The sequence below is a fragment of the Vibrio natriegens NBRC 15636 = ATCC 14048 = DSM 759 genome, from assembly GCF_035621455.1.
GTDB classification, from domain to species: Bacteria; Pseudomonadota; Gammaproteobacteria; order Enterobacterales; family Vibrionaceae; genus Vibrio; species Vibrio natriegens.
On the sequence record NZ_CP141822.1, the window covers coordinates 1,996,912 to 2,012,225 of the forward strand.

At 46.2% G+C, this 15,314-nt stretch carries 12 protein-coding genes; 6 read left to right on the forward strand and 6 right to left on the reverse strand.

All coding sequences use genetic code 11. From position 1 onward, the window contains the following. Positions 1-56: 56 nt before the first annotated feature. A complete protein-coding gene (gene metE / locus VER99_RS09065) occupies positions 57-2,339 on the reverse strand; it encodes a 5-methyltetrahydropteroyltriglutamate--homocysteine S-methyltransferase (RefSeq protein WP_020335577.1) in 2,283 nt (760 codons plus the stop codon). Between the two features lie 261 nt (positions 2,340-2,600). Here metE and metR point away from each other — a divergent pair, with 261 nt between their 5' ends. Next, entirely contained in the window at positions 2,601-3,512 is a 912-nt protein-coding gene (gene metR / locus VER99_RS09070) for an HTH-type transcriptional regulator MetR (protein ID WP_014232423.1), read from the forward strand. Positions 3,513-3,534: 22 nt separating this feature from the next. Here the strand turns inward: metR and VER99_RS09075 are convergent, their stop codons facing one another. From VER99_RS09075 to VER99_RS09085, 3 genes are all read right to left on the reverse strand, one after another. Beyond that, on the reverse strand, positions 3,535-3,735 hold the full coding sequence (locus tag VER99_RS09075; protein WP_014232424.1) for a DUF4250 domain-containing protein: 201 nt from the start codon (positions 3,733-3,735) through the stop codon (positions 3,535-3,537). 128 nt (positions 3,736-3,863) lie between these two features. Then, positions 3,864-4,550, reverse strand: coding sequence for a hypothetical protein (locus VER99_RS09080; protein WP_020335578.1), 687 nt, complete (start codon positions 4,548-4,550; stop codon positions 3,864-3,866). A gap of 157 nt (positions 4,551-4,707) precedes the next feature. Beyond that, positions 4,708-6,735: a sensor domain-containing phosphodiesterase gene (locus VER99_RS09085; protein WP_020335579.1), complete on the reverse strand. Its 2,028-nt coding sequence runs from the start codon at positions 6,733-6,735 to the stop codon at positions 4,708-4,710. 347 nt (positions 6,736-7,082) lie between these two features. On the opposite strand from VER99_RS09085, the gene VER99_RS09090 reads away from it, so the two are divergent. From VER99_RS09090 to VER99_RS09105, 4 genes are all read left to right on the forward strand, one after another. Beyond that, complete coding sequence (locus tag VER99_RS09090; RefSeq protein ID WP_014232427.1) at positions 7,083-9,419, forward strand: YgiQ family radical SAM protein; 2,337 nt, start codon at positions 7,083-7,085, stop codon at positions 9,417-9,419. Positions 9,420-9,607: 188 nt separating this feature from the next. Continuing rightward, entirely contained in the window at positions 9,608-10,285 is a 678-nt protein-coding gene (locus VER99_RS09095; RefSeq protein WP_020335581.1) for a response regulator transcription factor, read from the forward strand. After that, entirely contained in the window at positions 10,282-11,562 is a 1,281-nt protein-coding gene (locus VER99_RS09100) for a sensor histidine kinase (RefSeq protein WP_020335583.1), read from the forward strand. The genes VER99_RS09095 and VER99_RS09100 overlap by 4 nt, the downstream gene beginning before the upstream one ends. Before the next feature lie 117 nt (positions 11,563-11,679). After that, on the forward strand, positions 11,680-12,576 hold the full coding sequence (locus tag VER99_RS09105) for a 1-aminocyclopropane-1-carboxylate deaminase/D-cysteine desulfhydrase (RefSeq protein ID WP_020335584.1): 897 nt from the start codon (positions 11,680-11,682) through the stop codon (positions 12,574-12,576). Between the two features lie 30 nt (positions 12,577-12,606). Here the strand turns inward: VER99_RS09105 and VER99_RS09110 are convergent, their stop codons facing one another. Both VER99_RS09110 and VER99_RS09115 read right to left on the reverse strand, forming a co-directional pair. After that, positions 12,607-13,149: a hydrolase gene (locus VER99_RS09110; protein WP_020335585.1), complete on the reverse strand. Its 543-nt coding sequence runs from the start codon at positions 13,147-13,149 to the stop codon at positions 12,607-12,609. Between the two features lie 139 nt (positions 13,150-13,288). Continuing rightward, positions 13,289-14,149, reverse strand: a complete 861-nt coding sequence (locus VER99_RS09115) for a LysR family transcriptional regulator (RefSeq protein ID WP_020335586.1) — start codon at positions 14,147-14,149, stop codon at positions 13,289-13,291. Between the two features lie 99 nt (positions 14,150-14,248). On the opposite strand from VER99_RS09115, the gene VER99_RS09120 reads away from it, so the two are divergent. Continuing rightward, entirely contained in the window at positions 14,249-15,313 is a 1,065-nt protein-coding gene (locus VER99_RS09120) for an HlyD family secretion protein (RefSeq protein WP_014232433.1), read from the forward strand. The last annotated feature ends 1 nt before the right edge of the window (position 15,314 follow it).

Here is a 15,314-nt window from a genome sequence, read left to right on the forward strand (position 1 = left end):
TGGTTAAAAGATACAAAAAAGCAGGGTCTCACCCCTGCTTTTTCTTTAACTGCTGTTTATGCTAGCTCAGTACGTAGCTTTTTCGCTGCTGAGACTAAGTTAGCCAACGCTGCCTCTGTCTCTGCCCAGTTTCGTGTTTTTAGACCACAATCTGGATTCACCCATAAACGTTGTACGGGAATTTTTTCTGCCGCTTTCTTGATCAGACCTTCAATCCACTCTTCACTTGGAATGTTTGGTGAGTGAATATCATAAACACCAGGACCGATTTCATTTGGATAATTAAACTCTTCAAACGCTTTTAGCAATTCCATATTTGAACGTGACGTCTCAATGGTAATCACATCTGCATCCAGTGCCGCAACTGAATCAATGATTTCATTGAACTCGCTGTAACACATATGAGTATGAATCTGTGTCTCCGGCTTCGCACTACCTGCAGAAATCTTAAACGCATCCACAGCCCATTCCAGGTAAGCTTTATGATCACGCTTCTTAAGCGGTAACCCTTCACGAATCGCAGGCTCGTCAATCTGGATGATATTAATGCCTGCATTTTGTAAATCAGAAACTTCATCTCGCAGCGCCAGCGCCAACTGTTGGGTGATCTCCTTACGAGTAATGTCTTCACGCGGGAATGTCCAACACAGAATCGTAACAGGGCCAGTCAGCATTCCTTTCATTTGTTTGCTGGTCAGGGATTGTGCATACGTTGACCACTCAACCGTGATTGGTTTTTCACGCTCAATATCCGCAACGACAATAGCAGGCTTCACGCAGCGAGAACCGTAACTCTGAACCCAACCGAATTTGGTTGTTTGGAAACCAGCCAGATTTTCTGCGAAGTATTCAACCATATCGTTACGCTCAGCTTCGCCGTGCACCAACACGTCCAGATCCAGCGCTTCCTGACGTTTCACCGCATCAGCAATATGCCCTTTAAGTGCGGCAACATAATCTGACTCAGAAAGTTGACCAGAGCGATACGCGCTGCGCTGAACACGAATTTCACCGGTTTGAGGGAAAGAGCCGATAGTCGTGGTTGGCAACAGTGGTAAACCCAGTACTTCGGCCTGATGCGCCGCACGCTCAGGATAAGGAGCACTGCGTTGTGTTAGCTCCGCGGTGATGCGATTAATACGAGCCTGCACTTGAGGTTTATTCACGTGTGTCGCCGTTTTACGCGCATTGATTGGCTGGCTGTAGGTGTCGCATGCCAGAATCGCATTTTGATCGCCGTCCAGTGCTTTACCTAGCAGGGCTACCTCGGTAACTTTCTGTTTCGCAAAGGCGAACCAGCTTTTGACTTCTTCACTCAGCGCTGTTTCAAGCTCTAGATCTACCGGGCTGTGCAGTAATGAACATGAGCTTGCAACCCACAGCTTATCGCCTAGCTTCTCTTTTACTGGTTGTAAGCTCGCCAATTGCGCACTTAGATCCGCTCTCCAAACATTGCGTCCATTGATAACGCCAGCCGATAACACCCAACCTTGTGGTAGTTTTTCCACAACGTCATCAAGCTGGTCTGGCGCTGCCGACAAGTCAATGTGCAAACCATCAACAGGTAAGTCGACAATTTTGTCCAGTGTATCGGTAACAGCGTCAAAGTAAGTCGTTAGCAGCACTTTTACATCACTGCGGATGATTTGATACGCCAGTTTAAATGAATCCGCCCATTGACTTTCCAGCTCAAGAGACAGAATAGGCTCATCAATTTGTACCCATTCCACACCCAAAGCAGCCAATTTAGCCAAAATTGCTTGATACGCGGTCAGCAATCTTGGTAACAGTGACAGGCGGTCAAAGCCTTCTTCAACTTCTTTACCCAAGTACAAGTAACTTAATGGACCAAGTAGAACAGGCTTAACCTTGTGTCCCGCGTTGACGGCTTCACTCACCTCTTCAAATAACTGCGGCCAGCTCACCTCAAAAGTATCGTCTTTGCTAAATTCCGGCACAATGTAGTGGTAGTTGGTATTGAACCACTTAGTCATGTCAGAGGCTGCTGCGCCTGCACAGCCACAACCAGCATGTGACTGGCCTCGACCAACCTTGAACAAAGTATCAAGGTTAGGTGTGCCCTCGGCATGACGCTTTGGTACGTGGCCCAGTAACAATGTTGTTGTCAGTACGTGATCATACCAGGCAAAGTCGCCGGCAGTGGCAAAACTCAAACCCGCATCGCTTTGTACTTGCCAGTTGTTTGCTCTTAGCTGTGCGCCAACCTGCTGGAGTTGTGCTTGATCGATTTCTCCGCGCCAGTATTTCTCCTGCGCAAATTTCAGTTCACGTTTTTCACCAATGCGTGGGTAGCCAAGTATGTGTGTGATTGTCGCCATTTCCCTAGTCCTTATTATTCAGTTTATTTTGGTCAGAACATCTCTGGCTTAACCGTTAGGATGTCTGGATGGCTAAACTATCTCTCTCAGACTAAAATTGGACAAGGTCTAAATATTCAACTTGTTTATTAAAAAAATTCATAATGCGCTCGTAAAACGCAACAATACCTTTAATTAATAGACGTCTAGACGTTTACATTTCTATATTTTGCAGTTAAGTTAATTAAGTTCATGGTGAGCATTAAAGGATGAAAGAGATTCATGATAGAGCTAAAACACTTGCGTACTATTACCTCGCTTCGAGATACGGGCTCGCTGACGGCCACGGCAACTGCGTTGCATTTGACTCAATCAGCTCTTTCGCACCAAATTAAGGATCTGGAGTCTCGCATTGGTGGCCAGTTATTTCTTAGGAAAACCCGCCCGGTGAAATTCACTTCAGAAGGTGAAATTCTATTGCGCCTTGCAGAAGATATTTTACCGAAACTCGCTAGAGCAGAGAATGAACTGGCAAGTTTGAAAGAAGACGTTAATGGCCGATTGCACATGGCTATCGAATGTCATTCTTGTTTTCAATGGCTGATGCCTGCCCTTAAGGAATACCAGTTGGCGTGGCCTAGTGTGACGCTGGATTTTTCTTCAGGCTTTGGATTCGAGCCTTTACCTGCCCTACTCGCCGGAGAGCTGGATCTGGTTATTACTTCGGATATTCAGCCGCGTTCAGAGGTGCACTACGAGCCTTTGTTTGACTTTGAAATGCGTCTAATCACGTCCACCAGCCACCCGCTGGCTGATAAAGCGATTATTGATCCTCAAGATCTTGCCGATCAAACCATGCTCTCTTATCCGGTTCAAAAACAGCGACTTGATGTGGTTAAACACTTTTTACAACCTGCTGGTGTGGAACCAGCTAAGTGGAAGCAAGCAGACAACACATTGATGTTAGTGCAAATGGTTTCGGCTGGATTAGGGGTTGCCGCGCTGCCGAACTGGGCCATTTCAGAGTTTTCTCGACAAGGATTAATTACCAGTAAGCCATTTGGCAATGGGTTGTGGCGTCGCCTGTTTGCTGCTGTGCGAAACTCAGAGAAAGACAAACGCTATTTACAGGCGTTTTTCGCAACCGCAAGACAACAATGTAAAAGCCACCTCGATGGCATCAAGATGGCTTAAGAATGGGAGATGTTGAACGTTGTTAGCGTTCGTACGATTTGAATTGGTTTGTGAGAGGGTCGTACTGGTAGCCAAGCATATCCAGCTTGCCTACTACCGACTCTGTATCCATTTCATAAGTCGATACTAATTCGTCAAAACTGTCACACTCTAAGCGTAGTTTTTCGTTGACGATACCTAACAGAATAATGCTATCCAGATTACCTACATTGCTTAAATCCATCGCGACACTCCTCTTCGACAAGGTTTATACCCCAATAACCTCAAGTGACCGGGTATATATACAGCGTAGACATAATCTGGCGAATTTAAAGTGAGCCCACTCTAGATCGTGAGCTCACAAACGGGATATTAAGCGATCATTGCAAACAAGCTTTGCAGGCTTGTCATAGAAACAATAGCAAATAAGAAAGCGATACTAAGCTGCACTTTCTCAGGTTTTTTATGGGTGAAAATGTGCCAACACCAAACCACAATAGAAGAGATCAACATCGCCAAGGCAATGAGTATTGGTTGAGTTGCGGCACTTAAAGCTGCCTCATCCAACTGGTAAGAGGAAAACAGCGTCGCAATCACCAACAACATGCCAGATACAATACCGGTTACTGGTAAGATTCTATGAAACGCTTGTAAACGGCTTCGCGCAATCGTAAGTAGCAGTTGAGAGAATGAAGCCCCAAGAAAGAAGATCATGAGCGCCATTGCAAACGCTGCTGGCCAGTTAGCCTGTTCAAATACTTGAATGCTGACATAGGCAAACGCCAAACCATTCGCTAGGTGCAATGCCCAAATTGGCCCTTTCTCACGCGTTTTTTTGGTCTGAACCTGAGAATAGAAATAGAAGATCGCAAACACCACCATAAACGCCTCAATGCGCAATGATGCGACTGCCAGCCACATGACTCCTATTGCAGGTAACATTTTGTGCAGACGACCTCGCTGACCCGGACAAATATCGCCCTTGATTAAAAGCAAAGTCAGTAGCGCTTGTGCGCCAAATAACATAGGAGGAAAAGTAACCAGCAATTGTTGAATCATGATGTAGCAAGCTCAAAAGTCGTTTGGGGTGGCGATAATAACAAATCACCTATCGCCAAACCACCTAAACCCTATAGGGCCATTCATCGGCTCTGTTCGCCTTTCGAACTCACTTCGACAGCATTTTCTGATTACGTACAGAAGGCAGAGGCTTTCATTACCCCGAGCCCAAGCTAAATAAGCTCTGGCAATATTTAGTTTGCTTCAGATCCGTGACTGGCACCGCCGGGGAAAACAAATACCCTTGAAGGTAATCGACCTCAAGGTCGGCCAGAATACGCCGCTCTTGTACTTGCTCGACGCCTTCTGCAATCACTTTTACTCCCAATTGGTGAGCCAGTTCGGTGATCATTTTAACAATGTAATAATTACTGCTGCCCTCATGAATATCCGCTACGAACTTACGGTCAATTTTGAGTAGATCAAACTGTCCTTTTCCGAGATAAGAAAAAGAAGCGTAGCCGGTACCAAAATCATCAATGGCGATTTTGATCCCTTCTTGCCTGATCTGCTTCAAGGCTTGAGTATGCGCTTCATCTTGCTCAAAGTAAGCCGATTCGGTTAATTCTAATGTCACCAGCTCAGGATTGACGCTGCTGGATTTAATCAAATCTAATGAACGTTGCAACACCTGTAATACATCTAACTTAGTGTTGAGAGAGCGGTTAATGGACAGTCCGACATCATCGTCATAGAAGCCTTGTAATTCAGACCAGCGCTCCAGCGCGATTCGACAAACCATATCATCTAATTCGGCGATTAATTCCAGATCTTCGATAACCGAGATCATCTCTTGCGTAGTGTAACTACTATTTTCATGGTGAAACCGCGCTAACGCTTCAAATTTAATGACTTTACCTGAGTAGGTGTCCACAATCGGCTGAAAATAGACATCTATAAGTTCACCATCGATTTTCTTTTGAAGGAAGGCTTCTAAGTGCTGGCGTTTTAGCAGCTCGGTATGCAGCGTGCTGTTATAGAAATTGAAGTATCCACCTTCACCTACTTTAGACGACACCATCGTTTGAACCGCCAAAGCTAACGCCTTTTTTGGACTGCTCGTATCGTAGCCAAGTACGGACACGCCAGTTTGTCCTTCAACAATCGTGTCATGAACCATTGTGCCCATCTCACTTTTTAATTCCGTGAAGAATCCCTTCATAGCCACTTCGATTAACTTGATGGTGCTTAGCCACTGGCAACGCGGTGTTTGCAAGCACACGACAAATACGTTCCGAGTTAACTGACCGGCTAGCTTTGTGTAGCGGCTGCGCGTGATAAAGTCAGCAAACCCTAGCTGCTGCTCCACTAAGCGATTCTGACTAAAGTTCGGCCTCAGCGTCATGATGATATTGAGATCTTGATGGCCGCTCTCTCTGGCGAAGTGCTCTAGTTTGTTTTCAAATTGGTCTTTTGTGGGCAAAAACGAGAACCAGTCTCGAGCCTGCTCACTGCGATTTTTCATCCATACCAAGGACGCAGAGATATCCGTAGAGAACCCGAGGAACAATACTCGCCCAGATTGAAAATTCAGCCGATAAGCGTAGAGATGGTGAGCTTGATGACCACCGTTCGCGGTTCGGGAAAAAAGATTGCCACTCCAGTAACCATCTTTCTCGATACGGTTCCAGATCTCAGCATAAAAGGATTGACTATGATGTGAGGAACGAAAAACTTCTGTTTTGAGGCCGATGAGATCGCTATTTCTATAGCCCATTTGCAGTTCGAAAGCTCGGTTACACCCAAGTATATTGGCGTTAGCGTCCGCGATTAAAACACCAACATTTGGTAAGTCGAACAGAGTCTCCAATATTTTAGCCTGCTCCCCTCCACCGGCAATGCTCATCAAAGGCGTGACGGTACCTTTCACCACGCAGTCATTTACCTTCTCGAAGTTCATCGTGGCACAAACAAGATCGATTTCGTTTGATGCTAAACAACACGAAAAATGGCCCTCGCCGCCGAGTAGATCCACTTCGCTGATTTGCTGCTGGAAGTTTTCCCTTTGCTCCGAAGACATTTGATCAAGCATGTCCTCAAAGCTTTGAAAACCAAAAACCTCGTCCATGCTCTGCTGGTCGCACTCATACTCACGTGTACAACGATTGTAAGACCACTCAATAACTGTTGTATGATTGAGTTTGGGTTGTACTCGACCTAGTGCTATCTTTGCTGAATCCCTCATTACCTAGCCTTTCCTTCTTAAACCCTAACTTCGACTGCTCTGGCTTAGCGTGACAAACATAACCGCCTGAATCGCGTTATATTGCTGTGCACAATCTGATTATATACAGGAACAAAGATAAGAACACGGTTGCTTATCTCTTGTATTAAGATTGGGACACTATTAGTCGCAACCCTAATAACCACAAGGGATTCAAGGTGATATTAGATAAAAATCCATCGTTAACTCCGTCCAATTTTTACAATCTAAATAAAACTCGATGAACTAAGCTTGAATAAACAAGTTTGGTATAGATACCTGATCATCAAATCGCTATAATTCGCGCTCCCTGGAACAGAGAGCAAAATATGACCAATAACATCACTCCTATTCATGAGTACAAAAAATACTGGGCCGAGTGTTTTGGTTCGGCACCTTTCTTGCCGACCAGCCGCAAAGAAATGGATGCCCTAGGATGGGATAGCTGTGACATTATCATTGTGACAGGGGATGCCTACGTGGATCACCCAAGCTTTGGTATGGCGATCATTGGCCGTCTACTAGAAGCGCAAGGCTTCAGAGTTGGTATCATTGCTCAACCAGAATGGCAGAACAAAGACGCATTCATGCAGCTTGGTCAGCCAAATCTGTTCTTTGGGATCACAGCGGGTAACATGGACTCCATGATCAACCGCTACACCGCAGATAAAAAACTTCGCCACGATGATGCGTACACACCGAATAACGAAGGTGGTAAACGTCCTGACCGCGCGACCTTAGTTTATTCACAGCGTTGTCGTGAAGCCTATAAAGAAGTGCCTATCGTACTAGGTGGTATTGAAGCCAGCCTACGACGCGTTGCGCACTATGACTACTGGTCAGATAAAGTTCGTCGCTCGATTTTGTTTGATGCGAAAGCCGACATTCTGTTATTTGGTAATGCTGAGCGTGCACTGGTGGAAGTGGCACACCGCATCGCAAACGGCGAAAACATTTCTGACATGACGAACATTCGTGGTACAGCGGTTAACCTGCCTGCAGCACCAGACAGCTATACCATCATCGACTCGTCTCGTATTGAAAAACCACGTAAAGAAGCGTTCGTACCTAAGAACCCATACGAGGTAGAAACGCAGTGCGACACCAAGAAAGACGAACCAGCTGCGGCGCAGCCAATCACTATTCGTCCGTCACGTCATGATGCTAAAACCACAGCGGTACGTTTACCTAACTTCGAAAAACTTAACAACGACCGTATTCTGTACGCGCACGCAAGCCGTGTGATGCACCTGGAAACTAACCCATACTCTGGACGTGCGTTGATTCAACGCCACGGCGACCGTGAACTTTGGGTTAACCAAGCCCCGATTCCGTTGACCACAGAAGAGATGGACTTTGTGTTTGGTTTACCATACGCACGTGTCCCTCACCCTATGTATGGTAAGGCGAAAATCCCTGCGTATGACATGATCAAAACATCGGTGAATATCATGCGCGGCTGTTTTGGTGGTTGTTCATTCTGTTCGATTACCGAGCACGAAGGACGAATCATCCAGAACCGTTCTAAAGAATCGATCATTAACGAGATAGAAGAAATTCGCGACAAAGTTCCAGGCTTTACTGGCACGATTTCCGATCTTGGTGGCCCTACCGCGAACATGTACCGTCTGGGTTGTAAAGATCCGAAAGCGGAAGCGAACTGTCGTCGCCCTTCTTGCGTGTTCCCAGGTATCTGTAACAAGCTAAACACAGACCACAAGCACACCATCGACCTTTACCGCGAAGCGCGCAAGGTTGAAGGCGTTAAGAAGGTAATGGTAGCGTCGGGCGTACGTTACGATCTTGCGATTGAGTCACCAGAATACGTGAAAGAGTTGGTCACTCACCACGTTGGCGGTTACTTGAAGATCGCACCTGAGCATACTGAAAAAGGCCCTCTGGATCTGATGATGAAACCAGGCATGGGTACGTACGACCGCTTCAAAGAAATGTTCGAGAAGTACAGTGCTGAAGCAGGTAAGAAACAGTATCTGATCCCTTACTTTATCTCTGCGCACCCGGGCACTGAAGATGAAGATATGCTGAACCTTGCTCTTTGGTTGAAGAAGAACAACTTTGAGTGTGATCAGGTACAGAACTTCTACCCATCGCCGATGTGTAACGCAACGTCGATGTACTACTCTGAGACTAACCCTCTAAAACGCGTGAAGTACAAACAGCGTGAAGACATTCCCGTCGCTAAAGGTGAGCGTCAGCGTCGTCTGCATAAAGCTCTTCTGCGTTACCACGATCCGGCAAACTGGCCAATGATTCGTGAAGCATTGGTTAGCATGGGCAAAAAACATCTGATTGGTGACAAAGCCACTTGTTTGGTTCCGGCTGAAGACATTGATGCGCAAACACCAGCGCAGCGTCGCAAATCCGGCCGCCATGGTGCAAACCGTTTTGCCACGAAACACACCAAGAATCAGCCTGGTTTTGGTGGTCACCTTGAGAAACGCTCTGAGGGTGGTTCTCGTGACGGCAAGCCTTCTGGCAACCGTAATGGCGCAGGTAAAGCACAAGGTGGTCAAGGGCGTGGAAATAACAACAGCCAGCGTGCAGGCTCTAACTCAAACCGTCCGAATGGCGGTAAGCCACAAGGCCAGGGCCGCCCTCAAGCTCAGGGTAAACCAGCCGGTCAGCGCAAACCTAAGCGTCGATAACCGTCGAAACAACGAAATCTAATAAAGGGCTCCAGAAGCAATTCTGGAGCCCTTTTGTTTTGCGTGTTACGCTTTCAATCAGTCACTTATACTGGTGAATCGTTTATAACATTGACAACTTTTTCACGCTTATAGTGAATAATGTTCGTCAAGGGCAAACCGACATTGCCGAGATTGGATAAGAATGAATGAAACGTGTACTTTTAGTAGAAGATAATCGAGAAATCGCTGGAATGCTGTTCGATTATTTCGAGTGTGCTGGCATGCAGCTTGATTACGCTGACAACGGAGAGCTTGGTCTTAAGCTTGCCCTTAGTAACTCTTTCGACATTATTTTGCTCGATTTAATGTTACCGCGTATGGATGGTTTAACGCTGTGTAACAAGTTAAGAGACGCAGGAAATAATACCCCTGTACTCATGCTGACCGCACTAGATAGTCGCGACGATATGCTGAAAGGCTTTGCCCATGGAGCGGATGACTACCTGACTAAGCCTTTTGACCTCGATATTCTCGAAGCTCGCATGACTGCGCTAATAAAACGCTATCGTGGTACCGTTGCCTCAAGCCAACTCCAGTACGGTGAAGTAACGATTGACCAAAAAACGCATCAGGCATATCGCCAAGGCAAGCAGTTGGCACTAAACCCAACTACTTACACCATTCTTGAAATGCTGGTACAAAGCGCTCCAGAAATCGTGACCCGAGAAGACATTGCCTTTCGTTTATGGCAAGAAAACGAGCCAAATAACGATGTGCTTCGCAGCCACATTTATCAGCTGCGCGGACAACTCGATAAACCCTTCGAGGAGCACTTGCTCAAAACCATTCCTAAAGTCGGCTTCCGCTTGGAGCCGGGAGCATGATTCGTCGCTTACTCGGTAATACGAAAAGTATGACCGGTCGACTCGAACTGTTTTTCTTGCTGGTTTCCGTCGTGATCGGATTGCTCTGCTTTGCGTTAGTAAGTGGATCACTGCTGTGGTCAGAAGATCGCGTCGGTGAGCGCCGAATTATGATCGACAAAAAAGAAGCAATCGAACATTTTAAACAGACGCCTTCCGAGGGAGTCATAAAGCTTGATCTTCTCACAACGGCATACAATGACATCAACCTGGTTCCCGATTTTTACCGCCCTTTCTTGCAAGATAAACACTATTTTTTAGGTGAAGCCGGCGAAGAACCCTATACACGCATGATTTACATGAGCACCTACATGCAGGATGGTGAGGAGCATCCCATCATCTTGATTTCGTTAATTGATGAAATCGAGATTACATGGAGCGAGTTTTCTTATGTTATCGGGTTGGTGCTGGCGGTGGTACTCGCACTGATTTTTGTCTTCGGCAGTTTGTTACTCCGCTTGTCTCAGCGATTAATTGAGCCGATTAACACTCTGAAAACGCAATTGGATGAGCACCAAGGCGATACAACAAAGAAGTTTGTTGTCCCGCCAGGTTCAGCGAAAGAGTTCGAAGCCCTTGCCTCTCAACTTAACGAGTATCGCAACGAGGTAAATCAGGTCATTAAGCGAGAACAAGCCTTTGCACGCTACGCCAGTCATGAGCTCAGAACGCCACTGACAGTCATGAAAGGCTCCAGTAGCTTATTAGCCAGAAATTCCAGCACACCATTTCAGGAACGACAGGTTCATCGTATTCAGGACGCAACGCAGCAGATGTCTACCATGGTCGACGCATTGCTGGGGTTAGTTCGGTATGAGCGAAATTCGGATGATAGCCCTGTGCGGAGAATTTCTGAGCAGGAGTTACGCCACATTGTTTCACTTAGTCAGGCACAGGCTGATGAAAAGTCTCTTGAGTTTGAAGTGACGGTGACAGGCAGCCCATATACAAGAGCAACAACCGCTGTGCTTAATATCGTTCTGAGTAACCTGATTCGAAATAGTATTGCCGCAACTTCTAAAGGCAAAATCTACGTTGAAATGAGCGACGATACTTTGTCTGTCCGAGATGAAGGAGAAGGCTTTTCTTCCGTTCCAGACTCTGACGGACACGGTTTAGGGCTCATGATCGTTGATGACTTGTGCCGTCGCTATGGCTGGCAGTTTGTGATCAATACGCACTCATCAGGCGGGTGTGAAGCGTTGATCAATTTGGCATCTGAACATACCGACGAATAACCTTGAAAAATCAATGGTATTTTTAAGCCTCGCCGCTTTTGTTCTCTTAGCGATAACGGTAAACTGTGCCACCTTTTAAAATGATCAGGTGACACGGTTTATTCCGTCAGGCATCACATGAAACTCTCTGAAAGCCCAATCACTCAACACAGCTTTAACGGTCAGACATTCTTTCTAAAGCGCGATGATTTACTGCATTCCCACTTTTCCGGGAACAAAGCACGTAAATTCATGATGTTATTAGAAGAACAGGATCCAAATGTTACGACTCTGATTAGCTATGGCTCAGCCCAGTCTAATGCGATGTATTCTCTGGCTGCACTCGCAAAAGTTAAAGGGTGGGCATTCGAGTTTTATGTCAGTCATATCCCGGAGTGGTTAAAAAGCACGCCTATTGGTAATTATCGGGGCGCACTCGATTTAGGGATGCAGATAACAGCGATGAAAGACGTTGGCAGCGAGCTTCACCCTAGCCAGTTCATCTCGGATATACGTGGATTGGATGAAACCACGCTCTTTATGCCTGAAGGCGGACGCTCTCAAATTGCCGAAGGTGGCGTAAAGCAACTTGCGCGCGAGATTCTCGACTGGACTCGCTTCAGGGCAAAAGAACAGTTTGCGGTTGCGCTTCCTTCCGGTACTGGCACCACCGCATTATATCTGCACAAGTATCTTAACCCTCATGGAATAGAAATCTTAACCTGCCCTTGCGTAGGAGATGAAAACTATCTAACTGAGCAGTTCAATATGCTGGGCGAAACCAGCCATCCGCAGGTTTTATCGGTACGGAAAAAACACCATTTCGGACGCCTGTATAAAGAAGATTATGAGACATGGAAAAGCTTGTACGAACAAACGGATCTGGAGTTTGATCTCCTTTACGACCCCTATATGTGGCAATGTCTGGCTTCGTGGCGAAAAGAGAACCCAGACAAGACACTGATCTATGTTCATCAAGGAGGGATACTTGGCAACGAGTCAATGCTGCCAAGGTATCAACGAGAATTTGACTAAACGCGCAGTCCTAGACCGCGCCTCGAAGACCTATTTGATCAACGCCAGAATATCTTTAAACTCTGGCACTCGACAATCTTCCACCATTTCGTAAAGACACATTTCCAGACCCGTTAATACGACACCATTGGCGGTTAACTTCGCCAGTGCAAGCGCCTTGTTCGCAGCCGTACGCGACGACACACAATCGGTCACAAGTTCAACGCGGTAGCCCGATTGACGCAAAGAAAGCGCAGTTTGATACACACAAATGTGGGACTCGATACCACAAACCAGCCATGTATCCACTTTGGCATTGTCTACCGCTAGCTTAAAACGTTCTTCTTTGCAGCCATCAAATGTGTACTTGGTAATAGGCAAATGTGCTGTCTCTAACTCCACTCGAATAGGCTCAGAGGTTGGCCCTAGCCTTTCAGGGTTCTGCTCCAGCCAGATAATTGGCAAGTTCAGTGCCTTAGCTCCTTTGACCAACTTGGCGACATTTTCAATCAGCTGGTCACTTTCATGCACTAATGTCGCGAGCTTGCCTTGTACATCCACGACAATCAACCCAGTGTTGTCTTTCGATAACATACTTACCTCCTTTATGTGGTGCTTGACACCCAATAAAACCAGTTGAATATCGATAATGACCTAATATGCGCTTAGGTTGGAGAACCTGCGACGGAAAGAGTAGGCTCGCTCACACTATTTTGAATCGCCATACCTCTTGTTATTTAAACTTTTCTCGAAACAGTTCAATTAACGCAACCACTTTGTTTGGCAGAAACAGAGCAGACGGATAAATAAGGGTCAAATGCTGCTTTGGGTGAGCGATTTCGGGCAACACTTCGACAAGTAGGCCATCTTGCAACGAGGGCTTTGAATGTGTCTGAGGAATAAAAGCAATACCATTGCCTGCGATCGCCATTGAACGTAACAGGTTGAGGTCATCAGACTTTAATGCAACATCCAGAGCAGGATCTAACAGGTTCGCGTTATAGCGATTAGTCAGCAAGCGATGATGCTTAAGATCGTCCAAAGACTCTATTGGAGGATGAGCCTCAAGGTAGGCTTTTGATGCAACAAAATGGCTGGTATAGGGCAACAGACTAAATTGAATATAGCTGTCATCAGTCACTTTAACGACGCTGGGCAAAAGCTGAAGATCAAACGACTGCCGTTTAAGATCGACACTCTCTTGATGGTTCTCGATCTCCACAGAGATATCTGGATAACGCTGAGTATATTCAGAAATAATCGCACTAAACGCAGCCGAGCTCATTAAAGCGGATGGAATAGCCAATCGCACCTTCCCTGAAAGCTCTTGCTGGTACTCATGCATTGCAATCAAACCCTGCTGGATATGATCGACCGACTGTCCGACCAACTCAAATAAGCGTTTACCGTGCGCGGTTAGTTCAATGCTTCTGGTAGTACGGATGAGTAATTGCACACCCAACGCTTTTTCAAGTTCCTGCAATCTGCGGCTCACTTTGGAGCGTTGCAATTGGTTCGCCTCAGCCGCCGCACTGATCCCACCATGAACAACAGTCTGGGTGAACAGATAAATATCATCTAAGCTTACGTTCATTGTCCTATTTTTAGGTCACTTATGTTGGTGTTATCATTCTACTGAATTGTTAGTGAGTTATCTATAATCGCTTTCTTTAATCTATCTCCGGAACTTTCAATGACTGCTGACCAACAATTCAGACACTGGATGCGTACATTAATTGTCCTGTTTATCGTTCTATTCTTATACATCGTCATTGCTGACCGTCACGCTCCATTAACCACCGAAGGTCGGGTTCAGGGGTATGTTGTTCAATTAGCTCCAGAGGTCTCTGGTAAAGTCACCGACGTTCTGATTTCCAATAACCAGGAAGTCCGCAAGGGCGAAGTGTTATTTAAGATTGACGATCGCAAATACAGAATCGCGCTTGAGCAAGCGAAGTTGTCGCTGCAAGCCGCATATGAAAAAGAGGCGACCCTATATTCTCAGCGAGAGGCAGCAATTGCCAATATTGCCAGAGCGCAAGCGACGTTTGATAATGCACATCGGGAATACGTACGCTTGCAGAAGCTATCAAGTAAGAAAGTCATTTCCCAATCAGCGCTCGATGATGCTTTCGCACAAAACCAGGTATCTAATGCTGCATTAAAAGCGGAAAAACAGAACTTAAAAGTCATTGAAGCCCAGCTTGGTGATCAAAAAGGTCAAAGTTCCGCCGTGCGTATCGCTCAAAATGGTATCGACAAAGCGATGTTAGACTTAGCCAATACCGAAATACTCGCGCCAAGTGATGGTGTGGTAACTAACCTACAACTGGAAGCCGGCACCATGGCGAATAGTAACTTGCCGCTTTTAACGTTCGTACCAACGGGTTCTATGTGGGTTGCTGCTGACTTTCGTGAAAAATCGGTCGCTGGCGTCGACAAAACCTATCATGCCTTAGTCACTTTCGATGCAAATCCCGGGGTGGTTTACGACTTTGATCTATCCAGCAGAGATTACGGTGTCGCCGCAGCGCAACAAACACCAAATGGTGCGTTGACAAAAGTGGAAGTGAATAACCGTTGGGTACGTGATGCTCAGCGCACACGGGTTAATCTCACTAGTGACGAAGCATTACCAAACGCCCTATTCGTCGGCTCTCGTGCAACCATCGTTTTGTATCCGGACAATAGTGTTTTCTGGCAGATGATGGCTAATGCTCAGATTTACCTCGCGAGTTGGTTCCACTTTATCTACTAGG